27 protein-coding genes and 6 tRNA genes are annotated in these 24033 nt (G+C 71.2%); 18 read left to right on the forward strand and 15 right to left on the reverse strand.

What is annotated here, in order from left to right; all coding sequences use genetic code 11:
- Nucleotides 1-59: 59 nt before the first annotated feature.
- Nucleotides 60-1613: a hypothetical protein gene (locus tag WA670_RS14325; protein WP_336157965.1), complete on the reverse strand. Its 1554-nt coding sequence runs from the start codon at nucleotides 1611-1613 to the stop codon at nucleotides 60-62.
- A gap of 106 nt (nucleotides 1614-1719) precedes the next feature.
- Here WA670_RS14325 and WA670_RS14330 point away from each other — a divergent pair, with 106 nt between their 5' ends.
- Nucleotides 1720-2190: a nuclear transport factor 2 family protein gene (locus WA670_RS14330; protein ID WP_336157966.1), complete on the forward strand. Its 471-nt coding sequence runs from the start codon at nucleotides 1720-1722 to the stop codon at nucleotides 2188-2190.
- Between the two features lie 6 nt (nucleotides 2191-2196).
- On the opposite strand, the gene WA670_RS14335 is transcribed toward WA670_RS14330, so the two are convergent.
- From WA670_RS14335 to WA670_RS14365, 7 genes are all read right to left on the reverse strand, one after another.
- Nucleotides 2197-2754 carry a hypothetical protein gene (locus WA670_RS14335; protein WP_336157967.1) on the reverse strand — a complete coding sequence of 186 codons (558 nt, stop codon included), beginning with the start codon at nucleotides 2752-2754 and terminating at the stop codon, nucleotides 2197-2199.
- 88 nt (nucleotides 2755-2842) lie between these two features.
- Complete coding sequence (locus tag WA670_RS14340; RefSeq protein ID WP_238606051.1) at nucleotides 2843-3031, reverse strand: hypothetical protein; 189 nt, start codon at nucleotides 3029-3031, stop codon at nucleotides 2843-2845.
- Nucleotides 3032-3033: 2 nt separating this feature from the next.
- Nucleotides 3034-3624 (reverse strand): hypothetical protein, encoded by a 591-nt coding sequence (locus WA670_RS14345; protein WP_037805975.1) that lies wholly within the window; start codon nucleotides 3622-3624, stop codon nucleotides 3034-3036.
- Between the two features lies 1 nt (nucleotide 3625).
- On the reverse strand, nucleotides 3626-4300 hold the full coding sequence (locus WA670_RS14350) for a hypothetical protein (RefSeq protein WP_134732242.1): 675 nt from the start codon (nucleotides 4298-4300) through the stop codon (nucleotides 3626-3628).
- 45 nt (nucleotides 4301-4345) lie between these two features.
- Nucleotides 4346-4759: a TIGR03668 family PPOX class F420-dependent oxidoreductase gene (locus tag WA670_RS14355; RefSeq protein ID WP_037805980.1), complete on the reverse strand. Its 414-nt coding sequence runs from the start codon at nucleotides 4757-4759 to the stop codon at nucleotides 4346-4348.
- A gap of 2 nt (nucleotides 4760-4761) precedes the next feature.
- Nucleotides 4762-5661 (reverse strand): S66 peptidase family protein, encoded by a 900-nt coding sequence (locus WA670_RS14360; protein WP_134661478.1) that lies wholly within the window; start codon nucleotides 5659-5661, stop codon nucleotides 4762-4764.
- On the reverse strand, nucleotides 5658-7589 hold the full coding sequence (locus WA670_RS14365) for a S9 family peptidase (protein WP_134732240.1): 1932 nt from the start codon (nucleotides 7587-7589) through the stop codon (nucleotides 5658-5660). Before WA670_RS14365 ends, WA670_RS14360 begins: the two co-directional genes overlap by 4 nt.
- A 130-nt stretch (nucleotides 7590-7719) precedes the next feature.
- Between WA670_RS14365 and WA670_RS14370 the strand changes: the two genes are divergently transcribed.
- Genes WA670_RS14370 through WA670_RS14380 form a run of 3 tightly spaced genes read left to right on the forward strand, consistent with a single transcriptional unit; the run spans nucleotide 7720 to nucleotide 10003 of the window.
- Entirely contained in the window at nucleotides 7720-8295 is a 576-nt protein-coding gene (locus tag WA670_RS14370) for a DUF3090 domain-containing protein (protein ID WP_037805986.1), read from the forward strand.
- 8 nt (nucleotides 8296-8303) lie between these two features.
- Entirely contained in the window at nucleotides 8304-9113 is an 810-nt protein-coding gene (locus tag WA670_RS14375; RefSeq protein WP_037805987.1) for an SCO1664 family protein, read from the forward strand.
- Nucleotides 9114-9124: 11 nt separating this feature from the next.
- Nucleotides 9125-10003 (forward strand): phosphotransferase, encoded by an 879-nt coding sequence (locus WA670_RS14380; protein ID WP_037806615.1) that lies wholly within the window; start codon nucleotides 9125-9127, stop codon nucleotides 10001-10003.
- Nucleotides 10004-10058: 55 nt separating this feature from the next.
- Here WA670_RS14380 and WA670_RS14385 read toward each other — a convergent pair whose 3' ends face one another.
- On the reverse strand, nucleotides 10059-11051 hold the full coding sequence (locus tag WA670_RS14385) for an aldo/keto reductase (RefSeq protein WP_134732239.1): 993 nt from the start codon (nucleotides 11049-11051) through the stop codon (nucleotides 10059-10061).
- A 161-nt stretch (nucleotides 11052-11212) separates the two neighbouring features.
- On the opposite strand from WA670_RS14385, the gene WA670_RS14390 reads away from it, so the two are divergent.
- The 5 genes from WA670_RS14390 to WA670_RS14410 all read left to right on the forward strand — a co-directional run bounded on the left by WA670_RS14390 (nucleotide 11213) and on the right by WA670_RS14410 (nucleotide 14984).
- Nucleotides 11213-12019 carry a DUF3097 domain-containing protein gene (locus tag WA670_RS14390; protein ID WP_134732237.1) on the forward strand — a complete coding sequence of 269 codons (807 nt, stop codon included), beginning with the start codon at nucleotides 11213-11215 and terminating at the stop codon, nucleotides 12017-12019.
- Between the two features lie 92 nt (nucleotides 12020-12111).
- On the forward strand, nucleotides 12112-12546 hold the full coding sequence (locus WA670_RS14395) for an NfeD family protein (RefSeq protein WP_037805993.1): 435 nt from the start codon (nucleotides 12112-12114) through the stop codon (nucleotides 12544-12546).
- A gap of 116 nt (nucleotides 12547-12662) precedes the next feature.
- Entirely contained in the window at nucleotides 12663-14009 is a 1347-nt protein-coding gene (locus tag WA670_RS14400; RefSeq protein WP_442893098.1) for an SPFH domain-containing protein, read from the forward strand.
- Nucleotides 14010-14178: 169 nt separating this feature from the next.
- Nucleotides 14179-14415 (forward strand): VOC family protein, encoded by a 237-nt coding sequence (locus WA670_RS14405; protein WP_134732235.1) that lies wholly within the window; start codon nucleotides 14179-14181, stop codon nucleotides 14413-14415.
- Nucleotides 14412-14984 (forward strand): dihydrofolate reductase family protein, encoded by a 573-nt coding sequence (locus WA670_RS14410; protein ID WP_336157968.1) that lies wholly within the window; start codon nucleotides 14412-14414, stop codon nucleotides 14982-14984. The genes WA670_RS14405 and WA670_RS14410 overlap by 4 nt, the downstream gene beginning before the upstream one ends.
- Before the next feature lie 22 nt (nucleotides 14985-15006).
- On the opposite strand, the gene WA670_RS14415 is transcribed toward WA670_RS14410, so the two are convergent.
- Nucleotides 15007-16350: an MFS transporter gene (locus WA670_RS14415; protein WP_134661470.1), complete on the reverse strand. Its 1344-nt coding sequence runs from the start codon at nucleotides 16348-16350 to the stop codon at nucleotides 15007-15009.
- A gap of 166 nt (nucleotides 16351-16516) precedes the next feature.
- On the opposite strand from WA670_RS14415, the gene WA670_RS14420 reads away from it, so the two are divergent.
- Nucleotides 16517-17086 carry a TetR/AcrR family transcriptional regulator gene (locus WA670_RS14420; RefSeq protein ID WP_037806002.1) on the forward strand — a complete coding sequence of 190 codons (570 nt, stop codon included), beginning with the start codon at nucleotides 16517-16519 and terminating at the stop codon, nucleotides 17084-17086.
- A 1-nt stretch (nucleotide 17087) separates the two neighbouring features.
- On the opposite strand, the gene WA670_RS14425 is transcribed toward WA670_RS14420, so the two are convergent.
- Nucleotides 17088-18155: a DUF5937 family protein gene (locus WA670_RS14425; RefSeq protein WP_336157970.1), complete on the reverse strand. Its 1068-nt coding sequence runs from the start codon at nucleotides 18153-18155 to the stop codon at nucleotides 17088-17090.
- 101 nt (nucleotides 18156-18256) lie between these two features.
- Between WA670_RS14425 and WA670_RS14430 the strand changes: the two genes are divergently transcribed.
- Both WA670_RS14430 and WA670_RS14435 read left to right on the forward strand, forming a co-directional pair.
- The gene (locus tag WA670_RS14430) at nucleotides 18257-19447 is read left to right on the forward strand and encodes an MFS transporter (RefSeq protein ID WP_336157971.1); all 1191 of its coding nucleotides are present in this window, start codon (nucleotides 18257-18259) and stop codon (nucleotides 19445-19447) included.
- A gap of 4 nt (nucleotides 19448-19451) precedes the next feature.
- Nucleotides 19452-20222 carry an SGNH/GDSL hydrolase family protein gene (locus WA670_RS14435; RefSeq protein WP_336157972.1) on the forward strand — a complete coding sequence of 257 codons (771 nt, stop codon included), beginning with the start codon at nucleotides 19452-19454 and terminating at the stop codon, nucleotides 20220-20222.
- 214 nt (nucleotides 20223-20436) lie between these two features.
- On the opposite strand, the gene WA670_RS14440 is transcribed toward WA670_RS14435, so the two are convergent.
- Complete coding sequence (locus WA670_RS14440) at nucleotides 20437-20964, reverse strand: CGNR zinc finger domain-containing protein (protein WP_336157973.1); 528 nt, start codon at nucleotides 20962-20964, stop codon at nucleotides 20437-20439.
- The gene (locus WA670_RS14445) at nucleotides 20925-21368 is read right to left on the reverse strand and encodes a hypothetical protein (protein WP_336157974.1); all 444 of its coding nucleotides are present in this window, start codon (nucleotides 21366-21368) and stop codon (nucleotides 20925-20927) included. Before WA670_RS14445 ends, WA670_RS14440 begins: the two co-directional genes overlap by 40 nt.
- A gap of 101 nt (nucleotides 21369-21469) precedes the next feature.
- Here WA670_RS14445 and WA670_RS14450 point away from each other — a divergent pair.
- From WA670_RS14450 to WA670_RS14475, 6 genes are all read left to right on the forward strand, one after another.
- A tRNA-Tyr gene (locus WA670_RS14450) sits at nucleotides 21470-21554 on the forward strand.
- Nucleotides 21555-21580: 26 nt separating this feature from the next.
- A tRNA-Gly gene (locus WA670_RS14455) sits at nucleotides 21581-21653 on the forward strand.
- Nucleotides 21654-21683: 30 nt separating this feature from the next.
- A tRNA-Arg gene (locus tag WA670_RS14460) sits at nucleotides 21684-21757 on the forward strand.
- Nucleotides 21758-21883: 126 nt separating this feature from the next.
- A tRNA-Gln gene (locus tag WA670_RS14465) sits at nucleotides 21884-21955 on the forward strand.
- A gap of 4 nt (nucleotides 21956-21959) precedes the next feature.
- Nucleotides 21960-22031 (forward strand) — tRNA-Gln (locus WA670_RS14470).
- Nucleotides 22032-22040: 9 nt separating this feature from the next.
- Nucleotides 22041-22114, forward strand: a tRNA-Lys gene (locus WA670_RS14475).
- Between the two features lie 203 nt (nucleotides 22115-22317).
- Here WA670_RS14475 and WA670_RS14480 read toward each other — a convergent pair.
- Nucleotides 22318-22776: a hemerythrin domain-containing protein gene (locus tag WA670_RS14480; RefSeq protein ID WP_238606261.1), complete on the reverse strand. Its 459-nt coding sequence runs from the start codon at nucleotides 22774-22776 to the stop codon at nucleotides 22318-22320.
- Nucleotides 22777-22795: 19 nt separating this feature from the next.
- Complete coding sequence (locus WA670_RS14485; protein ID WP_336157975.1) at nucleotides 22796-24022, reverse strand: MFS transporter; 1227 nt, start codon at nucleotides 24020-24022, stop codon at nucleotides 22796-22798.
- Between the last annotated feature and the right edge of the window lie 11 nt (nucleotides 24023-24033).

The raw sequence follows: 24033 nt of genomic DNA on the forward strand, positions 1-24033 counted from the left end.
GGCCATCCTGGCGCGCCGCCGAGCCCGCCGCCTGCCCCTGACCGGGATACCCCGCGGTGTCAGAACATCTTGCTCAGCACGTCGTGCCAGGCGGTGACGGTCTGCGCGAGCTGCGCCCCGCTCTTGGCGGCCTCGGCCACCGCGCTCAACGCCAGCTTCGCCCGGCCGCGCTTCTGCTTCTCCCCGGGTTCAGCAGCCGCCTCGGCGATGTCCTTGACGTGGTAGAGGAGTTCCTCGCGCTCGTCCTCCGGCAGATCCGGATCCTCGCGCACCGCGGCCGAAAGCGCCTCGATCGCCTCGGCCAGCCGGTCGTCCCGTCCGGCGACCGGAGCCAGCACGGTCGTGATGTCCCGCACCGTGCTGTTGAGAATGAAGTTGCTGTGCGTCACGTCGCCGCCGATTTCGATGCGGTGGCCGGACTGCGGCGCGGAATCCCGTTTGTAGTCGGCCATGTTGCCGAGCACCTCCGTCAGATAGGCGAGAGCGATGGTGACGTAAGCCAGGTAGACGCGGGCGAAGCCGCCGTGGCTGAGCTGGCCGGTGTTCCACTGCGCGACCCACGGGAACCCCTCGGTGCCCCTGGCCAGCCGGCGGCGGATCTCCTCGGTCACGAACCCGTCCAGCACCCCGCCGTCCAGCTGCCAGCCGGAGCGGAACTTCGCGGGCCACGACCCGGTGAGCGCCCGCTCCCGCAGCTTGGCGGTGTCCGCGAGGAACTCCCGGAGGTCCTGCTCCATCGCCTCGCCCGACACGTGGTCCTTGAACCGCGCTTCCTTGGGCCGGTGCATGAGCGGAAGCAGCTTGGGCCGGGGAAGCGCGGCCAGCCCGTCCGCGACCGCGACGAGCGCGGCGTGCAGGTCGCCGAGAAGGGATTCCCATTCGCCGGGCGGCAGAACCGCGATCCCCGCGCCGTCGTCGGCCCGCCCGTAGCGGGTCTGCAGGCTGTCCCGGAACCGCTGGGCCAGCGCGCCGGTGAGCGTCGCCAGCAGACGCTCGGCTCCGGGATGGATGTCCGACACCAGATTCCGCCGGGCGGCCGCCCACCCGAGCAGGTCCTTGACCTGGGCGACCACCTCGCGGGTCGGACGGGTGCCGGTGCGCTCCGGCCCCCACCAGACGTTGTAGCGGCCCCAGTCTTCCTCTTCCTGGAAATAGCGCCCCGGTTCGCACAGCCGCTCGACCGGCGGGCGCAGCGCCTTCGCGCGGGCGCGGGCTTCCTCGGCGATGCGGACCGGGATCGCCGCGAGCACGTCGCGGATCGCCCGCCGGGCACTGTCGGCATCGGACACGGCTTCGCGCACCGTGCCGTCCAGCGACAGCTTCAGCGGACCCGGAGGCCGGGCGTCGGGCAGCTTGGCCGCCCGGGTCTCCCGCTGCCATTCGCTCGCCCGCGAGTACCGCTCGCTGCGAGTCTTGTCCTTCGCGGACTTGGCGTTCGCCGCGACCGTCGTCTTGTTCTTTTCATACGCCTTCGACGCCAGCCAGAGCCCGCCGCCGATCAACGCGATCCAGACGACCACGTTGAACCCGCCGGTCACCGCGTGGTCGACATCGCTGTTGACCGCCGCCGCGATCAGCACCACGACGATGACGACCGCGATCGCACACCCCAAGACGCCCCCCGCCCGGCCCGCACCGGGAGTGCGACCGCCGTCACAGCATGATGCCACGACCGGCCGGCGCGGGACGATGACAGCGGAACCCCGAGGGGAGAAGCCGGTGCAGGAACACGAACTCGACGCCTTGCTCGCCACGTCCCGCATCATCCGCACCTTCAACAGCTACTACCGCGCTGTCGACGAGCGGCAGTTCGACGCCACGCGCTTCCAGCGCATCTTCGCGCCGGACGGCAAGATCGTGCGCCCGGGCGGCGCCGAAATCGCCGGACCGGCCGACATCGCGGACAGCCACGCCCGCAGCTTCGCCCGCTTCGAGGCGAGCCAGCACCTGCTCACCGGCCACGACGTCGACCTCGACGGCACCACCGCCGAGGTGCGGGCGAATCTCGTGGCGATCCACCTGTGGAAAGACCGCCCGGTCACCGTGCGGATGGAGGACCGCGCGTTCACCGCGGGCGGCGCCGTCACCGCGGACCTGCGAGAAACCGCGAAAGGCTGGCGCATCACCGAAGTCCGCACCAGGATCCTGTGGCGGACCGGCTATTTCGGCGACCTGGCGCAGACCCGCTGACGCACCTCAGTCCTGGTCGAACGCCGCGGCGAACGTCGGAACCAAGCGGGCCAGCTCGGCCTGCGGCGCCGCCATGCTCACCCGGCCCGCTTGGTAATCGGTGGTGATAACCGCGAGGACGCGATCGCCGCGGGCGAGGACCAGGACGCAACTGGCCGCCCGGGCGCCCGCGAACTGACCGCAGAACCCGAGCTGCGGATCAGCGGCGCCGGGGACCGAGAACCGGGCCTTCACCGTGAGCTCGGCGTCCTCGGGCAGGCCTTTGCCGTGCGAGGAGAACCGGGTCACGACCGCGAGATCGTGGTCCCCGGACACCGTTTTCCCGCAGCCGAGCGCCTTGTCCAGCGCGGAGACGACCTGCTCGCCGGTATCGCCCGCGTACTCGGCGAGCCGCTGCCGGATCCACAGAGTGTCCTTTGTGGAGTACGCCTGCGCGCCGTCCCGCACGGCAGCGTCCCAAGGCTGATCGGCGCCGCACGCCCGCACGATGCGCAGCGGCGTGTTCGGGCCGACGATGTACGGCAGCCGGTGCCTCGGCGGCGCAGCCCGCGACCAGCAGGACAAGACCGGTTACCGCAAGCGCAAAACGCATGATCCTCCCCGTTTCGGGAGAAAGATCGCCAGCTCCGCGTTACGACCCCGCGAGCACCGGTCAGCGCTTGAGCGTCCGGTACCGGTTGACCAGCGCGGTGACGGTCGCGTGGTCCGCATGGCGGTTGAGCGCGGCCACCAGATCGTCCGGGCACCGCTGGAACGCCTCGCCCCACCAGCGGCGGGCCCGGTTGTCCCAGACCTGGTACCCGCCGGGCACGCCCCGCGCCACGTAGCGCCGTTTCGCCATCGTCAGTCCCGGTCGAACGCCGCGGCGAACATCGGGGCCAGTTGCTTCAGCTTGGCCTGCAGCACCGGCGCTGCGACGCTGCTGCTGCCGGTCCGGACGGCGAGCAGCCGGTCTCCTCGGCCGAGCACCAGCACGCAACTGGTCAGCCTCGGCTCCCAGAACCGGCGGCAGAACGCCAGGTGCCGGTCGGCGAGACCGGAAACGGAGAACCGCGTGGCCAGGTCGGGGTACTTGCTGCAGCTCAGCGACTCCTCGAGGACGGTGACCATCTGCTCGCCGGAATACCCCTCGTACTGCGCCGCCAGCTGCCAGACCTCCAGCTCCCCGGCGCTGGCAGTCGCCTGCACGTTGCTGCGCAAGGCGGACTCCCACGGCTGCTTGCCCTCGCACGCCGCCACGACGTGCAGCGGCGTGATCCACTTGACGGCAAAGGAAGACGGAGCCTGCTTCTGCTTGGCCCCCGCCTCGCTCAACTGCTTCTCGTCCGGCAGGTATCGGGTGAGCTCGTCCGCGGAAGACGACGCCGGGGGAGGGGTGCTCGCGCAGCCTCCGGCGAGCAGGACGAGCCCCAGCAGCGTGATGAGTCTTCGCATGTCAATCCTGGTCGAACGCGGCGGTGAAGGTCGGAGCCAGCCGCTTCAGTTCGGCTTGCTGTTCCTCGGCGCTCGCGAGCCAGCCGGCGGCGGTGAGCGCGAGCACGCGGTTGCCGTGCGCGAACACCAGGACGCACCCGGCCACCCGCGCGTTCAACTGACCGCAGAAACCGAGGTGCGGGTCGGCGACCCCGGCGACCGAGAACCGCGACTTCACCGCCAGCCGCCGTCCTTCGACCACCGCGCTCCCGCAGTCCAGCGCGGTACGGAGACCGGAAACGACCTGCTCGCCGGAGAAACCCCGGTACTCCGCGAGCAGTTCGTCGATCTGCATCTGGTCGGTCACGGACACCGCCCGCACCCCGTTCTGCGCGGCGGAATCCCACGGCTGGTCCGCGCCGCACGCCCGCACGATGCGCAGCGAAGTGCCGGGGGAGACGCGCGTCCGGTGCTGCTGGATGCGGACCCGGGCCGCGGACAATTGCTCATCGCTCGGCAGATACTTCGTGAGGTCTTTCGCGACCGGAGCAGCCGAAGCCGAAGCGGACACCGGCGCAGAACTGGTCGCCGAACTGGACGGCGGGCCCGCACTCGGCGCCGAAGGCGCTGCCGGGGTTTCCGCGGCACAGCCCGCGACCAGCAGGACAAGACCGGTCACCGCGACGGAAATACGCATGATCCTCCCCATTCGGGAGAAAGATCGCCGGACTCCGGTCCAGCGTTACGACCCCGCCCAGCCCCGCCAGGCCCGCACCTCGGTCACCACCACCGCATGCTCCGGCGGCCGTTCCGCGTACTGCGGATACTTCGCGGCCAGCCATTCGACGTACGAGTCCCGCGAAGCATCGGCGACCACCCGCGCCACCCCGTCCGCGCGCGCCCACCACAAGCGCGACCAGTCCTCGTCGTACTCGTCGACCAGGAACGACACCACCGGGTTCTCCGCGATATTCGCCAGCCGCCGCAACGACGTCGTGGTCTTCGGCTTGTGGTCGACCGCGAACACCACCGTGTCCTCGCGCACCGCGAACGTCACCGGCACCAGATGCGGGACCCCGCGACTGTCCACTGTGGCCAGCCGGGCCACCCGTGCCGCCGCGAACCGGGCCCGGGTTTCCACAGTGGACAGTCGCATGCTCAGTCCAGCGCGGGGGAGTCGAGGGTCAGCGTGCCCAGTTCGGTGTCGAGCGAGGCCGAAACGCCGAGCGGCACCGTCGGCGACCCCGCCACGTGCCCGAAGCCGAACCCGCTCAGCACCGGGACCCCGAGCGGCGACAACCGTTCCGCCAGCAGTTCGCGGACCTCCGCCGGGTCGCCGCACGCGGCCCACGAGCCCAGCACGATGCCGCGCACGCCGTCGAACCAGCCCGAGCGCAGCAGCTGCGTCACCATCCGGTCGATCCGGTACGGGCTCTCGGTCACGTCCTCCAGCAGCACGATCCCGCCGCGCGCGGACCCCTGCTCGGCCGTGCCGATCCCGGACGCGAGCAGCGACAGGTTCCCGCCCACCAGCACGCCCAGCGCACGGCCGGGCACCACGACGTCCGGCTCCCGCGCCCGCAGCACCCGCGCGTGGTCCGGCTCGAACAACGTCCGCCGCAGGTGCTCCGCCGCGGGCTCGTCGAACAGCACGCTCGCGGGCATCGGCGAAAGCAGCGACGCGAGGCCCAGATGCGTGTGCACGGCCCGGTGCAGCGCGGTCACGTCGCTCGACCCGGCCAGCACCTTCGGACCGGCGGCCCGCAGCGCCGCCCAGTCCACCAGATCGATCATCCGCTGCGTCCCGTACCCGCCGCGCGCCGCCAGCACGCACCGGACCTCCGGGTCCAGCCACGCCTCGGCGAACTCCGCCGCCCGCGCCTGGTCCGGCGCGGACAGATACGACCCGCCCGAAGCCCGCACCCCGGCGCCGACCCGCACCTTCACGCCCCAGCTGCCCAGCACCGGCAACGCGGCGTCCAGCAGATCCTGCGGCACCGGCCCGGACGGCGCGACGAGCGCGACCGTGTCCCCGGCGGAAAGTCTCGCGGGCCTCATCGGGACAGCTCCAGCCGCGGCACGTCCGGCGTTTCGAAGCCGAACACCTGGCCGTAGAAGGAAAGTTCGGCCTCCAGCGCGGCGACGATCGTCTCCGCCTTCCGGAACCCGTGCTGCTCGCCCTCGAACCGCAGGTACGCGTGCGGGATCCCGCTGCCGTCGATCTCGGAGACGAACCGGTCCGCCTGCTCCGGCGGGCAGATCTGGTCCTCCAGCCCCTGCAGGAACAGCACCGGCCCGGCCAGCGCGCCCACGTGCGTCATCGGCGAGCGCTCCCGGTACCGGTCGGCGGCCTCCGGATACGGGCCGACCATGCTCACCAGGTACTGCGATTCGAAGTCGTGCGTTTCCCCGCCCTCGCCGGTCCATCCGGTGAAGTCGAGGATCGGGAACTTCACCGTCGCCGCCGCGTAGGTGCGGGTCATCGTGATCGACGCGGCCGAGGTGAACCCGCCCGCGCTGCCGCCCCGGATGCCCAGCCGGGCCCGGTCGGCGATCCCTTCCGCGACAAGCGCTTCGGCGACCGCCGCGCAGTCGCGCACGTCCACCACGCCCCACTGCTCCCGCAGCCGCTCGCGGAACGCCCGCCCGTATCCGGTGGAGCCGCCGTAGTTCACCGCGACCACGCCGATGCCGCGGCTGGTGAAGTACGCGAAGTCCAGGTCGAGCGATTCGTCGCTGTGCCCGGTCGGCCCGCCGTGCACATGCACCACGTACGGCGGCAGTTCGCCTTCCGGCGCGGCGAAGTCCGGGTTCGTCGGCGGGAACACGTACGCCGGGATCTCCGCGCCGTCCGGTCCGGTGAACACGCGCTCCTGCGGCACCGGCAGGTACTCCGCGGGCGGCAGCGAGGCCGGCTGCGGCGTGAGGGCGCGCCACTTCCCGGTGTCCGGGTCCAGCACCACGACCGCGCTCTCGTGCCGAGGCCCGCCCGCGATCCCGGCGATCCCGTCCGGCGTCGCGGCCAGCCCGCTCGACGACCACACGGTCAGCTCGGTGTCGACGCGCGTCACCGAACCGTCGCTCTCGTCCAGAATCGCGAGCTTGCCGGAATCGAGGACCGCGTGCTTCCCGCCGCCCAGCGGGGCGAACCAGCTCGTGCCGAGCTTCCACATCGGCCCGCCCAGTTCGCGTTCCGCCGGCGCCAGGTTCGCCACCGAACCGTCGAGCCCGACCCGGTGCAGGTTCCACCAGCCGTCCGGGTCGGCGAGCACGAGCAGCTGGTCCGCGGACTCCCACGCCACCTGGCACACCGCGACCTCCGGCCCGCCCGCCAGCACGCGCGCCTCCCCGAACGACCCGTCCGCCGCCACCGGCGCGACGAACAGCTCGGTCCCGTCCCACGGCATCGCCGGGTGGTCCCACGCGAGCCACGCGGCGTGCGCACCGTCCGGCGACAGCTGCGGCGCGGTGAAGAACCGGTGCCCCTCCACGAGCACCCGTTCGGCGGAGCCGTTCAGCGGGATCGCGACCAGCTCGCGGGAGATGTCCGTGCGCCGCGGCCCGGTGCTGCGCTCGCGGACCGCCCACACCTCGCCCTCGCGACCGGGCCGGAGATCGCCGTACCGGACGCCCTGCGGCGTGGCCGGTTCCGGCGTCAGCGGGGCGACCTCGCCGTCCTTGAGCGCGTACACCCGCTGATCGGCCCAGTGCGTGAACACCACGACGCCGCCGACCGCGAGCCACGGCCGCCCGCCGTACTCGTGCACCCGGTTCCGGACGTTCCACGGCGCGGGCAGCACGTCCTCGGCGCCGCCGCCGGGAAGCGCGCGCACGAGCGCGACCCGGCCGCCTTCGGCGGGCCGCGCCTCCGCCCACCAGAGCGCGCCGTCGACCGCGGCGAGCCATTGCGCGCCGCCGCCGGCGGCCGCGGCGCCGGCCGCTGTGACGGGAGAGGTCCAGGTTCCATGAGGAGAGATGCGAGGCACCCGGAAAGCCTAACGAGGATCCGCTGCGTGTCCGGATCCGCACGCACCGCGCAGGAATCGCGCGCGAAGGTCCCTCAACCCGGGGCGGCGGATGCCGATCATGCGTCCGTGGCCTAGGGTCGAAGACGCTATGTCACGCGTAATCCACGTCTTCCGCAAGCCCGACCGGTTCGTGGCCGGCACGGTCGGCGAGCCCGGCGACCGCACCTTCTACCTCCAGGCGACGGAGGACGTGCGGACGATCAGCGTCACGATCGAAAAACAGCAGGTCGTCGTCCTCGCGGAGCGGCTCGGGTCGCTCCTGGAGGAAGTCGCCAGCCGGTTCGGCGCCGACGTGCCCAGCCACGCCCCCGACGACGAGGTCGACACCGACCCGCTCACGGTGCCCGTCGAGGAGGAGTTCCGGGTCGGCACGATGGGGCTCGGCTGGGACGCCGACTCCGGCGCGGTCGTCGTGGAACTGCTCGCGATCACCGAGGGCGAGATCGACGAGACCGTCGTGCTCGACGACACCGAGGAAGGCCCGGACGCGGTCCGCGTGTTCCTCACCCCGGTCGCCGCCCGCGCCTTCGCCGAACGCGCCGACCGCGTCGTGAACGCCGGCCGCAAGCCGTGCCCGCTGTGCGGCGAACCGCTCGACCCGGCCGGGCACATCTGCCCGCGGCAGAACGGGTACCGGCGCGACGTCGACGTGACCGAGGACTGAGGGCGGCTGTGGCGAGCACCGCGCCAGGGCCTGCCGACCCCGCCGCCCGCGATTTCGTCTCCCGCGGGCGCATCGACGTCGAAGGCAGGCTCGTCGACGCCTCCAACGTGACGCTGTTCTGCGCGATCGAACTCGACGGCGTCACCGGCCGCGTCGTGTACAAGCCGGTGTCGGGGGAGCGGCCGCTGTGGGACTTCCCGGACGGCACGCTGGCCGGCCGCGAGGTCGCGACCGCGATGATCTCCGACGCCTGCGGCCTCGGCGCGATCCCGCCGACCGTGCTGCGCGACGGCCCGTTCGGGCCCGGCATGGTGCAGCTGTGGGTCGAGACCGACGAGGACGCCGAAGTGGTCGACGTCTGCGCGCCCGACGAGGTCCCCGAAGGCTGGCGCACCGTGCTGCACGCGCACGACCGGCTCGGCGAACCGGCGGTGCTCGTCCACGCCGACCACCCGGACCTGCGCGAACTCGCGGTCCTCGACATCGTCGTCAACAACACCGACCGCAAGGGCGGGCACCTGCTGGCCGGCACCGACGGCCACGTCTACGGCGTGGACCACGGCATCTGCCTGCACACCGACCCGAAGCTGCGCACCGTGCTGTGGGGCTGGATCGGCGAGGACCTGCCCGAGGACGCCGTCGAGAAGCTGCGGAAACTCCGCGCGGACCTCGACGGCCGCCTCGGCGCGGAACTCGGCGAACACCTGACCGCCTTCGAGATCCGGGCGCTCTCGCAGCGCACCGACTACCTGCTCGCCGAGGCGGTGTTCCCCGAGCCCGGCGACGACTGGCGCGCGATCCCCTGGCCGCTGTTCTGATGGCGGAATCCATGGACACCGCCCTGATGGACGCCGACGCCCGCGCCCGCCTCGTCACCCGGTTCGGCCCCGTCGCCGAAGCCTGGTGCGACGCGCTGCCCACGCTCGTCGAGCGGCTCTGCCGCCAGTGGGGCCTCACCGTCTCCGAGGCCCGGCCCGGCAACACCGGCCGCACCCTGCTCTGCCGCGACGGCGAGGGCGCGCTGAAGGTGCTCAAACTCTGCCCGGACCGCGCGATCGCGACCGCCGAGGCGACCGCTCTGGGCTCCTGGGCCGGACTGTCGCGGGTCGTCCAGATCCTCGACGCCGACCTCGACCACGGCGCCGTCCTGCTCGAAGGACTCGAACCCGGCGACACGTTCACCGGACGCGGCGCCGACGTCCCCTGGGACCAGATCGGCGAACTGCTCGCCGACGTGCACGGCGTCCCCGCCGCCGGTCCGTTCCCGACCCAGCTCGAACGCGTCCGGTTCATGTTCGGCCTCGCCGAGCAACGCCTCGCCGGGTCCCCGGCCGAAGCGCACCTGCCGCTGGAAGCGCTGCGCACCGGCCTCGCCCGGTCCGAGAAACTGGCGGCCAGCGGCCCGATCGCCCTCGTGCACGGCGACCTGCACCCCGGCAACGTCCTCGACGCCGGACCGGAACGCGGCGCGGTCGCGATCGACCCGCGCCCGTGCGTCGGCGATCCAGCTTTCGACGCCGTCGACTGGGCAGTCCTGCCGATGGCCCACGGCGGTGCCGTCGAGGACGGGATCGCCGAGCTCCCGCACCTCGACGGCGACCGGGTCCGCGCGTGGTGCGTCGCGCTCGCCCCGCTGGTCGCGATGGGCCCGCTCCGCCGCGGCGGACCGACGCCGTTCACGGACGCGGTGCTGCGGATGGCTCGCTGAGCCGGACCGTCCGACCCGAAGACTCCTGCCGGGCTGAACCCTCGCGACCAAGCGACTAGCCCCGGGCGACCTCAGCGGTGTGCGCGGGGGTGTAGCGCTCGCCCCGCACCTGGTCGCTCAGCGGCTCCAGTGCGGCCAGCGCCTCGGCGTCCAGAACGATCTCCAGCGCGGCCGCGTTCTGCTCCAGCCGGGCCGGGCTGCGGGTGCCCGGAATCGCCGCCACCGCCACCCCGAGCCGCTCGGTCTGGGCATACACCCAGGCCAGCGCCACCTGAGCCGGCGTCGCACCCAGCCGGTCGGCCACGTCGCGCACGGTCTGCGCGATCTTCTCGTTGGCGTCGCCCGCCTCGCCGGCGAAGCGGGGATTGGTGCGCCGGAAGTCCTTCTCGCCCAACGCGGAGCGATCCAGGGCCCCGGTCAGGAACCCCCGCCCCAGCGGCGAGTACGGCACCAGCCCGACCCCCAGCTCGGCCATCACCGGGGTGACCGCCTCGACGTCGCGCGTCCACAGCGAGTACTCGCTCTGCACCGCGGCGATCGGATGCACCGCGTGCGCCCGGCGCAGCAGCTCGCCGTCGACCTCGGACAAGCCCAGATGCCGGACCTTGCCCGCCTGGACCAGCTCGGCCATCGCCCCGACGGTCTCCTCGATCTCCACGTCCTGGGGTGGGCGGTGCGCGTAGTACAGGTCGATCACGTCGACGCCCATCCGCAGCAACGACGCGTCGCAGGAGCGCAGCACGAAGTCCCGGGCGCCGCGGATGCGCCGCGCGCGGTCGCCGACGCTGCGGTCGATGCCGAACTTCGTGGCCAGCTGCACCTGGTCGCGGCGGCCGTGGACGGCGCGGCCCACCAGCACCTCGTTGTGCCCGGCACCGTAGGCGTCGGCGGTGTCCAGGAACGTGACGCCCAGCTCCAGGGCACGGTCGATGGTCGCGAGGCCGCCGTCCCAGTCGGAGGCGCCGTAGCTTTCGCTCATCCCCATGCACCCCAGTCCCATCGCGCTGACGCGAAGACCGGACGAGCCGAGCGTGGTTCGGGTGATCATGCGGTTGCTCCTCCTGCCCGGCGGACCCGGGCGGCACCTCGACGGCTGACGCCACCGACGCTAGGAGCTGGACCGCGCTCCACGTCAAGCCGGCGCATCGGCCGCCCGTCCCCGGCGTGGCGGCGGGACGCCCCGGCGCTGCGCCGATAACGTGCCCGACCGTGCGCTATCACGACGTGCTGTCCGGCCCCCGCAAGCGGAAAGTGCCGGAGGTCCCGGCCGAACCAGGGCTCGTGGTCGAAGACCCGGCCAGCGGGTACTGCGGCGCGGTGGTGAAGATCGAATACGGCAACGTCGTCCTCGAGGACGCCAAGGGCCGCCACCGGGTGTTCCCGCTCGCGCCCGCCGCGTTCCTGCTGGAAGGCAAACCGGTCACGCTCGTGCCGGTCAAGAAGACCGCCGCCCCCGCGCGGCAGGTGTCCGCGTCCGGTTCGGTCCGCGTGCAGGGGCTGCAGGCCCGGGTCGCGCGCGACTCCCGGATCTGGGTCGAGGGCAAGCACGACGCCGAACTGGTCGAACGCGTCTGGGGACACGACCTGCGCGTCGAAGGCGTCGTCGTGGAACCGCTCGACGGCGTCGACGTGCTGGCCGACCGGATCGCCGAATTCGGCACCGGACCCGGCCGCAGGCTCGGCGTGCTGGTCGACCATCTCGTCGCGGGCAGCAAGGAATCCCGGCTGGTCGGGCAGATCCGCGACGAGCAGGTGCTGGTCACCGGCCACCCGTACATCGACGTCTGGCAGGCGGTGAAACCCGCGTCGGTCGGCATCCGCGCCTGGCCGGAGATCCCGCGCGGCGTCGAGTGGAAGACCGGCATCTGCGACGCGCTCGGCTGGGGCGAACCGTACGAGGGATGGCAGCGTGTGCTCGCCGGGGTGCGCAGCTTCCGCGATCTCGAAACGCCGCTGATCGGCGCGGTGGAACGGCTCATCGACTTCGTGACCGAACCGGGTGGCGACGCTCCGTAGTGTCCGGTATGTCGGAAAAATCCAAGGTCACGCGTCGGTCACGTCGAGTAGTTTGCCCGGTGCGAAACGACGCGATCTGAGAGCATGAGGGCATGGCAGCGGCTCTGATCTGGCTGATCATCGGCATCGTCCTGATGATCGCGGAGGTGATCTCCGGGGACTTCGTGCTGATCATGCTCGGCGTCGGCGCGCTGCTCGGAGCCGGCTCGGAGGCGCTGACCGGCAACATCTACATCGACGTCGCCGTCTTCGCGGTCAGCTCGGTCGGGCTGCTCGCGCTCGCCCGCCCGGCGCTCAAACGCCGCTTCCTGGCCGGGTCGGCCATCCCCACCGGCATCGACGCGCTGGTCGGAGCCCGGGCCGTCGTGGTGTCCACTGTGGACTACGATGCCGGCCAGGTGAAAATCGGCGGCGAGGTGTGGTCGGCGCGCGCCGTGCACGAATCGCAGCCGCCGATCGCTCCGGGCACCAGCGTCACGGTCGTCGAGATCTCCGGCGCCACGGCCGTGGTGGACATCGTCTCGTGAGGTTCCGTCCGAGGAAAAACGGTACTAGGTAAGGGGAAACGCTCTTGTCGACAATAGCGATCGTCGTGGTCGCACTGCTGGCTCTGTTCGTCATCATCACGGTGGTCAAGGCGATCATGGTGGTGCCACAGGCCCAGTCGGCGGTGATCGAGCGGCTCGGCCGGTTCCGCACGGTCGCTTCGCCCGGCCTGACCTTCCTCGTCCCGTTCCTGGACAAGGTGCGCGCGCGGATCGACCTGCGCGAGCAGGTCGTGTCGTTCCCGCCGCAGCCGGTGATCACCGAGGACAACCTGACGGTGAACATCGACACCGTCGTGTACTTCCAGGTCACCGACTCGCGCGCGGCCGTCTACGAGATCTCGAACTACATCATCGGCGTCGAGCAGCTCACCACCACCACGCTCCGCAACGTGGTCGGCGGCATGAGCCTGGAAGAGACGCTGACCTCCCGCGACTCGATCAACACCCAGCTGCGCGGCGTGCTCGACGAGGCCACCGGCCGCTGGGGCATCCGCGTCGCCCGCGTCGAGCTGAAGGCGATCGAGCCGCCCGCCTCCATCCAGGACTCGATGGAGAAGCAGATGCGCGCCGACCGGGAGAAGCGCGCGATGATCCTCACCGCCGAAGGCCAGCGGGAATCGTCGATCAAGACGGCCGAAGGCCAGAAGCAGAGCCAGATCCTCGCCGCGGAAGGCCAGAAGCAGGCCGCGATCCTCGCCGCCGAGGCAGAACGGCAGTCGCGGATCCTGCGCGCGCAGGGTGAACGAGCCGCCCGCTACCTCCAGGCACAGGGCCAGGCGAAGGCGATCGAGAAGGTGTTCGCCGCGATCAAGGCCGGCCGCCCGACGCCGGAAGTCCTTGCCTACCAGTACCTGCAGACCCTGCCGCAGATGGCCCAAGGCGACGCCAACAAGGTCTGGATGATCCCGAGCGACTACGGCAAGGCCCTCGAAGGCTTCGCCCGCGCACTCGGCGCCCCGGGCGACGACGGCGTGTTCCGGTACGAACCGCCCAAGGACGACACGCCCGCCAAGCCGAACCTCGACGACGACGAGGTCGCCGGCTGGTTCGACACCAGCAGCGACCCGAAGGTCGCCGAGGCGGTCGCCGCCGCGGAAGCGGTGGCGCGCAAGGAAGTAGAGGGACCGCTGGGCGCGTCCTCGGGCGAGTCGCGCCGGGCGATCGGCGGGGCTCCGGCGAAGCGGGAGGCTCCCGAGCCGGTGCAGGAGGAAGAGCCGCCCGCACCGCCGGAGCGCCCGCAGCCGAGTGCGCCGCCGCCTGCTCAGCAGCAGCAGTCGCTGCCGCAGCCGCAGCCCCCGGCCGGGCCGCCGCAGGGCGGGCCGTACCAGGGCCCGCCGCCGCAGCAGTTCGGCGGACCGCAGGGCCCCGGACCGGGCAGCGGACCGTTCCCGCAGCAAGGCCCGTTCGGCGGACCGCAGGGCGGACCGCCGCCGCAGCGCTGATCGCGTCACGCACAGGGGCTGCCACTCCGATTTTCGGGGTGGCAGCCCCTTTTTCTGTGCCTGCCGCCGAAAAAGAATCTCGCCCCTGGGTTGTCGAATCCGGCACCGCGCGTTCGACGCACTGGTGAAAGCGGCGCACCGCAAGGCCAGGCGCGACGGAGGCACCGGAATGCGGACATTGCACCTCGGACTGCGGGTGACCGACCTCGATCGGTCGCTGGCGTTCTACCCGGCGATCGGCTACGAGACGGGCACCGGCGTGAGCCACCTGGTCGTGCAGGTCAAGTCGAGGGCCGACACGCTCGCCGCGCTGGCCGCCCGCCGGATCGAACTCGTCCAGTGGCCCGCTCACCACGCCGACGGCATGACCATCGTCGACTTCCTCGAAAAGGAGATCGGGAAATGAGCAGAACCCCAGTGCGGCTGTACATGTCCGTGTCCGTCGACGGATACATCGCCGGCCCGGACGACCGGCCCGGCCAGGAGCTCGGCCGCGACGGATTCCGGCTGTTCGACTGGCTCGACGACCGGGCGGAGGAGGGGATCAACGGGCAGGTGTACGCCGAGGCATCCGCGACCGGCGCGGTGATCTCCGGACGCCGCACGTTCGAGCTGGCCAACCGGTGGCACGGCGACCACCACGACGGCGTCCCGATCCACGTGCTCACCCACCATGTCGACCCGGGCGACGCGCCGCCGGGCAGCGCGAAGTTCTACACCGACGTCAACGTGTGCGCCGACGAAGCCCGCGACAAAGCGGGGGAGCGGGCCGTGCTGGTCCACGGCGCGGGCGCGGCGCAGGCACTCCTGGCCGCGGACCAGCTCGACGAAATCGAACTGCACCTGATTCCGGTGCTGCTGGGCGCGGGACGGCGGCTGTTCGAACCGACCGGGCTCGGCCGCGTCGAACTCGAGCCCGTGCGGCGGCTCGAAGGCCGCGGCGTCACCCACCTCCGTTACCGCGTAGTCCGGTGACATCCGGACTACGCGGCTCTCGTCAGCGCGCGTACACGCCGACGTCGTCGATGTTGGCCTTCGAGCGATCAGGCAGCGCGATCACGCACGCCACGGTCACCACGACGGACGCGACGATGTAGATCGAGATCGAGTACGGCGTGCCGGTGGTGTGCAGCAACCAGGCCGCCAGCAACGGCGCGGGACCGCCCGCGAACACCGACGCCAGCTGGTATCCCAGCCCCGCCCCGCCATAGCGCAGATGAGTCGGGAAACTCTCGCCGATCAGCGCCGCCTGCGGGCCGTACTGCATCGAATGCGCCACCAGGGACACGATGATGGCGAGGAAGATCATCCCGTGCCCGCTGTGGGTCAGGACCGTGAAGTACGGGAACGCGATCACCCCGGTCAGCACCGCGCCGGTCAGGTACACCTGTTTGCGCCCGATCCGGTCGGAGAACTGGGAAAACAGCGGGATCAGCACCAATTCCGCCGCGGCCCCGACCAGGACCGCGTTGAGCACGAACGTTTTGCTGAACTCCGGTCGCTGCACGACATAGACCAGGACGTAGCTGGTGAACAAGTAGAACGGCATCTGCTCGCTGAAGCGCAACCCGGCCGACAGCAGGATTTCCCGCCAGTGGTGCCGGACCACGTCCTTCACCGGGGCTTTCGACGTGCGCTTGGCCGCGACCGCCGCGGCGAACATCGGCGTTTCCAGAATCCGCAGCCGGATGACCAGGCCGATCGCCACCAGCACCAGGCTCAGCAGGAACGGGATCCGCCAGCCCCACGAGGAAAAGGCTTCCGGAGACAGCGTCGCCGACAGCAGGGTCATCCCGCCGGTGCCCAGCACGAGCCCGACCGGGACGCCGACTTGCGCGAAACTCGCCAGCAGGCCGCGTCGTCGCTGGTCGCCCCATTCCATGGCCAGCAGCACCGAACCGCTCCACTCGCCGCCGATCGCGATGCCCTGCACCAGCCGCAGCAGGACGAGGATCAACGGGGCGGCGATGCCGATGGTCGCCGCGCCGGGAAGCAGGCCGACCACGGCCGAGGAAAGGCCCATCAGCAGGAGCGTCACGATGAGCGTCGCCTTGCGGCCGAGCCGGTCGCCCCAATGGCCGAAGATCGCCGCGCCGACCGGGCGGGCCGCGAAACCGACCGCGTAGGTCGCGAACGACTGCATCACCCCGGCGTAGGCCGACGACGCGGGGAAGAACAGATGGGGAAAGACCAACGCCGCGGCGGTGTTGTAGAGGAAGAAGTCGTACCACTCGATGGTGGTTCCGATCGACCCGGCCAGGGCCGCCCGGCGTACCTGCACCCGCCGGTCGCCGGTCGACGCTTGGACTGACTGGGTGACCTCGTTGTCGCCTAGAGTCATGGTCGTGCACCTCTCGTGACGGTCGTCACACTACAGTGTGAACGACCGGCAGAGGTTTGACGATTCCTGACGCCTGCTCCGGACGGGTTGTTTCCGCCGCTGCGGCACGCCGGACGGACCGGTATCGGGCGCCGCGCGGCCAGCACGCGCGACTACCATCACAGCCGTGACGGAGGACAAACCGCTGCGCGCCGACGCGCGGCGAAACCGCGCGAAGGTGCTCGAAGCCGCCGAGACGGTTTTCGCGGCCAAGGGCACCGGTGCGCCGACCGAAGAGGTCGCGCGCGAGGCCGGCGTCGGCATCGGCACGGTGTTCCGGCACTTCCCCACAAAAGAAGCGCTCCTGGAAGCCGTGCTCTACGCGCGGCTGCACCGGTTCGTCGACGAGGCCGACGCGGTCGTCGCGCAGAACGCCGAGGACGCCGGGGCCGCGTTCTTCACCTTCCTCACCAGCTGGATCGAGATGTCCAGCGCCAAGAATGCCTACTTCGAAGCACTCAGTTCGGCCGGCGTGTGCGTCCCCAGCACGGGTTCGGTGATCGGGGAGCGGCTGCGCGAATCCCTCGGCGTGCTCCTGCGCCGCGCCCAGGACAGCGGCGCGGTGCGGCGCGACGTCACCACCACCGAACTGATCCCGGTGATCATCGGCACCGCGAAGGCGGCCGAGCACGTCGGGTCCGACCGCGCGCTGCGGGACCGCACGATCGCGATCCTGTTCGACGGCCTCCGCACCTGAGTCAGCGCAGCACGGCGGCCAGCAAATCGGTGCCGAGCGAGGACAACTGCGGCAAGTCGAGCGAATAGCGCACGTACCGGCCCTGTCTCTTCGTGGTGAGCAGGCCCGCCCGGCGCAGGACCGCGAGGTGCCGCGACACCTCCGGCGCGGAGAGATCCCAGTTGTGCGCCAGTTCGCTGGTGGTGTGCGGGCTGCGCGCGAGTGTGCGGACCAGGCGCAGCCGCACCGGATGCGCGAGCGCGTCGAGCCGCAGTTCAACGATTTCCAGCGGCACCGGCGCGATGTCGGCGACCGGATACTGCACCACCGGCCGCCAGCCCGCCGCGTGCACCACGACCAGGTGCGGACTGCCGAACACGCTGGGAATGAAGGTGACGCTTTCCCGGGCGGCGGTCGCCTTGTCCTGCAGCTTGTCCACGACGATGCGGCAGCTGTCTTCCGACAAAGCGACCGCGCTGGACACCGCGTCGAGTGCCGCGCGGATTCCCTTGTGCCGCAACAGATCCTGCTTGCGCCGAAGATCTGCGGAGAGTTGCGGCTCCAGGCCGGCCCAAGCACTGTCGAAGAACGCTTCGGCGCATTGCTCGAGGGTGTCGCGGATCCGGGCGCGCGTGGCCGCGGGATCGGTCAGCAGGCTTTCGGCGAACGCTTCCTGACGAGGGCCGCGCGCTTGGGCGAGGTCGAGGGCGCGTTCGCGCGACGCCGGGTCGGTGAGCGGAGACCCGGTCGCGATCCGGGTGCTGCCGCAGGTCGAGACGAGCGCCGCGGTCGCATAGGTTTCGTCGTCGATCGCGTCGACGTCAGCCAGTTCGTCGGCGAGAGCAGGGCGCGGACGTCCGGGCAACAGGAAGTCGGCCTGCGACGACCGCCACAGGGAATCCGCCTCTCGCACGCGTTCGGCCAGCTCCGGCCGCAGCCCGGCCCAGACTTCGCCCGCCCACGCGGCAAACCGCGGGTGATGGCCCGGTTCGGCCAGCACGTGCAGCATCGCGGTCAGCTCCGCGAGCGGCGACGCGGCGAACCGCACCTGCTCGGCCGGCAGTCCGGCGATGTCGATCCTCAACGGCACCGCACCAGCATCGCCGATCGAGCGGTGCGGGACTTCGCCGGTTGACGGAAACGGCGAATCGGAGTGCTCCGCCCGAGGCCCGCGCGGCACTGTCGAGCGCCATGACCACCAAGATCCGGCCGAGCGCGCTGCTCCGCGTCTCCGGCGGCCCGCGCTACGCGGCCGCCATGGCCGTCGACGCGCTCGGCACCGGCCTGTTGCGCCCGTTTCTCCTGATCTACGGCGTGACCGTGCTGGGCTTGTCCGCGCCTGCGACCGGTGCGGCCATGACCGCAGGCGTGCTCGTCGGCCTCGGCTGCATGCCGTGCGTGGGGCGATGGCTCGATCGAGGTGCGCGCACCACCGTGGTGGCCGCTTCGATGCTGGTGCGCGCGCTCGGCGTCGCGATGCTGCTGGCCGCGCCGACGGGGGAGATGTGGCCGTTCGTCGGCGCGGCGATCCTGCTCTCCGCAGGCAACCAGGCTTGGCCAGCAGCGCACGCCGCGCTCGTCGCGACGCTCGCCGCCGACCGGGAACGCGACGCCGCCCTCGCCGCTGGCCGTTCCCTCCGCAATGCAGCGCTCGGCATCGGCGCGTTACTCGCGACCGCGTGCCTGGCAGGCGGCTCGGATGCGTTGCGCACCATGGCGATCGGCACCGGAATCGCGTACCTGGTCGCCGCGGGCTTGGCTTGGTCAGTGCGGCTGCGCGCCCCGGCTATGCCGGCGGAGCCGACCCTCGAGCGCGCGCCGCGGATGGGTGCGCTGCTGGGCGCGAACGTCGTCTACGCGTTCTGCCTCAACGTCCCGGAGATCGCGTTGCCGCTGGTGCTGACCGCGTACCTGCACGCGTCCCCCGTGTGGTCGGCGGCGATCTTCGTGGCCAACACAGTGCTCGTGGTCGCCCTGCAAGTGCCGGTCACCGTCCTGCTCTCGCGGATCTCCCGGCGAACCGCACTAGCGACCGGCGGAATCGTGCTGACGGTGTCCTACCTCGGTTTCCTCGCCGCGACCCTGCTCGGATCCGGCTGGGCGGCACCGGCGATCGCCGCGGTCTCGGTGGTCTGCACCATCGGCGAGATCATCTACGCAGGCAGCGCCACCGCCTTCGTCCTGGCCCTCGCACCTGCACGCCTGCTCGGGCAGGCGGCCGCCCGCTTCGAACTGTCGACCGGCATCGGACTCGCGGTCTCCCCGGCAGTGCTCACCGCACTCGCTCCGCTCGGGCCTGGCGCGCTCTGGGGCGGTCTCGCGGGAGCTACGCTGCTGTCCGCGGGCGCCGTGACCAGGGCGGGGGAGCCGGGCCTAAACTGAGGCAATGACCAACCGCTTAGTCTGTATTGGCGACTCGTTCACCGAAGGCGTCGGGGACGACGATCCGTCCGCGCGCAACGGGGTGCGCGGCTGGGCCGACCGGGTCGCCGAGGTGCTGGCCGCCGGTGAGCCGGGGTTCCAGTACGCCAATCTGGCGGTGCGCGGGAAGCTCCTGCCGCAGGTGCTGAACGAGCAGATCGAACCGGCACTGGCGATGAAGCCGGACCTCGTCACCGTCTACGCGGGCGGCAACGACCTGATGCGGCCGCGCGTCGACATCGACAGCCTCGCCGACTCCTACGAACGCGCCGTGGCCCGCCTCCGCGCGGCCGGTGCGCAGGTGCTGCTGTTCACCGGCGTCGACGGCGTCGAGGACGCGCTGTTCCGCCAGATCCGCGGGCGGGTCGCGATCTACAACGAACACGTCCGCGGCATCGCGGCGCGGCACGAGACGCTGCTCGTGGACATGTGGTCGATGCGCCAGCTGCGCGACCGTCGCATGTGGTCCCCGGACCGGCTGCACCTGAATGCCGCCGGGCACACCGAAATCGCCATCGCCGTCCTCGACGCGCTGGGCGTGCAGCACAGCCTCACGCACGCCGCGCTGGGACCGCGCCCCCGCCTGTCAACCCGGGAACAGCGCGCGGCGAACCTTCGCTGGGGACGGGAACACGCTCTGCCGTGGATCGGCCGACGCCTGCGCGGCGAGTCCTCCGGCGACACGATCGCGCCGAAGTACCCGGAACTGCAATCGTTCGAGGCGGTTGCTGACTGACTGGTGGTCTAGTCCGCGTTCGCCGCGGGCGCTCACGGATCGGTGGTCTAGCCCGCAAGTTGCCGCGCGCGATCGTCGGCCGCGTCTGCCCGCGTGCCGCCGCGCGCGGTTGTGCGACGGGACTGACCGGTCGCATAGCCCGCAAGTCGGCGCGCTCGATGTTCGGCGACGTCGGTTCGCGAGCAGTCGGCGCGGCTGCCGCCGCATCTGTGGCCTAGCCCGCGAGCTGCCGCGCGCGATGGTCGGCGACATTGACCCGTGTGCCGCAGCGAGTGGAGCAGAACCGTCGGCGTCCGTTGCGCGACGTGTCCACGAACGCGACGCCGCACCCCTCACGCGCGCATACGCCGAGACGGTGCGGCTCCTCGCACACCAGATGCGCGAGCCCGCCCGCCGTGTAGGCGTAAAACCGCTCGACCACCCCCGCGCCCTCGCTGGAGTAGTGCAGATGCGGCGCTTTCCCGTCGTGACTGGCGATATTCGGCCGACACGCGGCGACGGCGAGCAGCTCATTGAGCAGATCGATCCGCTCGCCGGTCGTCTCCGCGACGAACACCTGATGCAGCCGCCGCCCCCACGCGAGAATCCGCCCCGCCTCGTCCGTGGTGATGCGCGGCAGCACCATGTCGCGAGCCTGCCCCGCGGCCCGCACCTCGGCGGCCGTGACGTCGTCGCGCTGGGCAAGGGTCGCCAGGTCGGCGGCTACCTGCGCGCCCGCGCCGCCGTAAGGGTTGAAGTGCACTCGCCCATTACAGCACAACCCTTCTTCTTCGGAAAGACCGCCTGGAAACTGTTCTGCGGAAAATAAGATTGACGCATGCCTTCGCGGTAGGTGAAGATGATTCCACCACAGCGGATGAAGGAGCGGACATGACGAACATGCGGACGCGGGAGATGCGAGGCCAGTATCCGGCCGCCGTCCGCGCTGTCCAGCGTGCGCCGCTCCACCAGCGCCAAATCGGCCGAAAAGGCGGAATCCTGGGCGGTATCCGCTCCCTGACCTGACGCAGCAGTCGCTGCGCGCACAGGGAGCCGCCCGTCGGGAAGCCGATCCGGGCGGCTTCTCTCGTCAGGGCCGCTTCGCACAATCAATTCCCATTTTTCACAACTACTGCTGCCCATTTCCGGGTGGCGGTTCTTTGACAACTGCACAGCGAAGCAAGACATTTCCGAGACTCGTCCCCGTCGCCTCACCCGCGGCCAGGACGAGCGCCGGGTCCGGCAGCCAACCGCCGCCGGACCCGCACGGTGAAGACGGGGCGGTGGCAGCCCCACCCGGCTGTAACCCGGGCGCCCTTTGCGGCATTGAGGGTTCGACTCCCTCCTTCACCACCGCGCCCGAGCCCAGGGCGCTTCCTGCGGTCGTGGTGAACTCGGCGGACACGTCGGTCTTCCAAACCGAAGCAGAGGGTTCGATGCCCTCCGGCCGCTCGCGGTCCGGTGCCTTGGCGCCGGACGCACACCCCTGTAGCTCAGTCGGACAGAGCGCCGCACTACGAATGCGGAGGCCCCAGGTTCAAGTCCTGGCAGGGGTACGGGCCCGGCGCCGAGGGGGCGCCGGGGCTTTCCGCCGGATGCGAGGGGCAGTGGCGACCCCGCCTGGTTCGGGACCAGGAGACACCGCGTTCGACCCGCGGGCATCCGACTTCGCCACCGCCCGTTCCCGGTTGGTGTAGCAGGCAGCACCGCGGATTTTGGATCCGCTGGCCCAGGTTCGACTCCTGGACCGGGAGCCGATGCCCGTTCGTCCAACTGGCAGGACGCCGCGCTCTGGACGCGGAAACCGAGGTTCGAACCCTCGACGGGCAGCCCCAGCTCGGGCCGTTAGCTCAATCGTGCAGAGCAGCCGGCTTTTACCCGGCGGGTTCAGGGTTCGAATCCCTGGCGGCCCACTCTCGAACCCCAGGTCACCGGGCTCGGTGACCTGGGGTTTTGTGCTGTCCGGGAGCGGGTCTTCCGGTGCGGGACTGTCCATTGTGGTCTGGTGTGAGCCCGAGAGGCGCGGGCGGGGTGCGCAGAGGATGTGCTGGATCACCTTCATGTCCACTCCGGCGGCCAGCATCAGCGTCGCCTCTCCCCGCAGCTATGCCTGCCCCTAGCCTGGACACGCCCTGTACTGCGTCGAGAACCCGGCTTCGATGTTTCGGCGTACCGCGTCGACGGCCTCCCACTGGGCCGGGTCGAGCCGGCTGAGCGCGGCGGGGAAGACGCCGTCCTGCTCGGCGAGGATGTGTTCGCGCAGCAGGTGCAGCGTGGCCATCAGCCGCGCGGGCCACGCCGGGTCGGCAGGTGTCCCGTCGGCGGCCTCGCCGAGCACGTGCTCGATCTGCCGGTGCTGATCAGCCAGCGCCGCGAGGTGGTCCGGGAACTCGTCGTGCAGCGCTGGGAAAAGGCCTTGCTCTTCGACTGTCGTGTGTGGACCGAGGACTTCGGCGATCCGGCGGGCGAGGTTTGCCATCGCTGCGACGTCGTTCGCGCCGTGCGCGGTGCGGGTGCGGCTGATCAACGCGACCGCCTCGTCGTGCTCCCGGGTCAGTTCTGCGATCGCGGGCACAGCCTGGCAGCCGCAGTACTCACACACCGGCCTTCTCCACACGGAAGTGCTGCTGCAACGACCGCTTCGCCACCGTTGCGGTGAACGCGAGGGCTGCGGCGGCGACCAGCGCGAGTGCGGCAAGGCCGAGCGCATACGAGCCGAGGCCGCCGTAGAGCGCTCCCATCACCAGCGGCGGAATGAAGCCGCCCAGGCCTCCGGCAGCTCCGACGACTCCGGTCACCGAACCGACCTTGTTCGCCGGGACGAGCATGGCGACCATCGCGAACACTGCGCCGCTCCCCGCTCCGAGGGCCGCGGCCATTGCCAGGAATGCCATTGTGCCGAGCGGCATCAGGCCGGGACTGAACGCTTGTACTGCGGCGCACGCCGCGACAGCGCCGAACACGCCGACGAGCACGCGCACGGGGCCGAAGCGGTCCGAAAGCCAGCCGCCGATTGGGCGCATCACCACGGCGAAGAGGACGAAACCGGCCATCCGGTTGGCGGCGTCGCTCTGGGCCAGTCCGTAACCGGTCTTGAGGTAGGCCGGGAGGTAGACCGAAAACGCGACGTAGCCGCCGAAAGCGATCGCGTACAGTGCCGAGGCCTGCCAGGTCACCGCGAGCCGGAGGGTCTGGCGCATCCGCTGGGCCAGCGGTTCCGTCGGGACCGTGCGGTCGGGTGCGTCGCGCAGCAGGACGGCGGCGAGGATCGCGTAAGCGACGAGGACGGCCGCGGTGATCAGGAACGGGGTCGCGACGCTTCCGGCCCTGACCAGCGGGACGGTCGTCAGCGCGCTGATCGCGGTGCCGCCCATGCCCGCGCCGAAGATGCCGATCGCGAGTCCGCGCCGCTCGGGCGGGAACCAGGCGTTGACGAACGGGACGCCGATCGCGAACGACGTGCCGCCGAGGCCGAGGAAGAAGCCGCCGATCAGGAGTGCGAGCAGCGACGAATGCCCGGCGAGGCCGAGGAACAGCACCGGCAGCGCGGTCAGGGCCGAGAGCACCGGGAACATGATCCGGCCGCCGTAGCGGTCGGTGAGCGCGCCGACCGGGATCCGGCCGAGCGAGCCGACCACGACCGGGACGGCGACCATCAGGGCCTGTTCGAACGCGGTCAGCTTCAAGGAGTCCTTGAACAGCGGGCCGAGCGGGCTGAGCAGTGCCCAGGCCCAGAAGTTGAGCGCGAACCCGGCGGTCGCGAGGGTCAGCATCAGCGCGGGTCTGCCGGTTCCGGCCGGGCGGTCCTGTGTCGAGGTCATCGACGCCTCAT

It is taken from the genome of Amycolatopsis sp. VC5-11 (assembly GCF_037034185.1).
In the GTDB taxonomy this organism is placed as follows: domain Bacteria; phylum Actinomycetota; class Actinomycetes; order Mycobacteriales; family Pseudonocardiaceae; genus Amycolatopsis; species Amycolatopsis nivea.

Excerpts from the sequence above, each read along its gene's own strand:
- WA670_RS14435 (WP_336157972.1), top strand. The coding sequence starts at position 19,452 with ATGACCAACCGCTTAGTCTGTATTGGCGACTCGTTCACCGAAGGCGTC.
- WA670_RS14405 (WP_134732235.1), top strand. The coding sequence starts at position 14,179 with ATGCGGACATTGCACCTCGGACTGCGGGTGACCGACCTCGATCGGTCG.
- WA670_RS14345 (WP_037805975.1), bottom strand. The coding sequence starts at position 3,624 with ATGCGAAGACTCATCACGCTGCTGGGGCTCGTCCTGCTCGCCGGAGGC.
- WA670_RS14340 (WP_238606051.1), bottom strand. The coding sequence starts at position 3,031 with ATGGCGAAACGGCGCTACGTGGCGCGGGGCGTGCCCGGCGGGTACCAG.
- WA670_RS14350 (WP_134732242.1), bottom strand. The coding sequence starts at position 4,300 with ATGCGTATTTCCGTCGCGGTGACCGGTCTTGTCCTGCTGGTCGCGGGC.
- WA670_RS14380 (WP_037806615.1), top strand. The coding sequence starts at position 9,125 with ATGGACACCGCCCTGATGGACGCCGACGCCCGCGCCCGCCTCGTCACC.
- WA670_RS14400 (WP_442893098.1), top strand. The coding sequence starts at position 12,663 with ATGGTGGTGCCACAGGCCCAGTCGGCGGTGATCGAGCGGCTCGGCCGG.
- WA670_RS14415 (WP_134661470.1), bottom strand. The coding sequence starts at position 16,350 with ATGACTCTAGGCGACAACGAGGTCACCCAGTCAGTCCAAGCGTCGACC.
- WA670_RS14395 (WP_037805993.1), top strand. The coding sequence starts at position 12,112 with ATGGCAGCGGCTCTGATCTGGCTGATCATCGGCATCGTCCTGATGATC.
- WA670_RS14430 (WP_336157971.1), top strand. The coding sequence starts at position 18,257 with ATGACCACCAAGATCCGGCCGAGCGCGCTGCTCCGCGTCTCCGGCGGC.
- WA670_RS14385 (WP_134732239.1), bottom strand. The coding sequence starts at position 11,051 with ATGATCACCCGAACCACGCTCGGCTCGTCCGGTCTTCGCGTCAGCGCG.
- WA670_RS14410 (WP_336157968.1), top strand. The coding sequence starts at position 14,412 with ATGAGCAGAACCCCAGTGCGGCTGTACATGTCCGTGTCCGTCGACGGA.
- WA670_RS14355 (WP_037805980.1), bottom strand. The coding sequence starts at position 4,759 with ATGCGACTGTCCACTGTGGAAACCCGGGCCCGGTTCGCGGCGGCACGG.
- WA670_RS14370 (WP_037805986.1), top strand. The coding sequence starts at position 7,720 with ATGTCACGCGTAATCCACGTCTTCCGCAAGCCCGACCGGTTCGTGGCC.
- WA670_RS14360 (WP_134661478.1), bottom strand. The coding sequence starts at position 5,661 with ATGAGGCCCGCGAGACTTTCCGCCGGGGACACGGTCGCGCTCGTCGCG.
- WA670_RS14485 (WP_336157975.1), bottom strand. The coding sequence starts at position 24,022 with ATGACCTCGACACAGGACCGCCCGGCCGGAACCGGCAGACCCGCGCTG.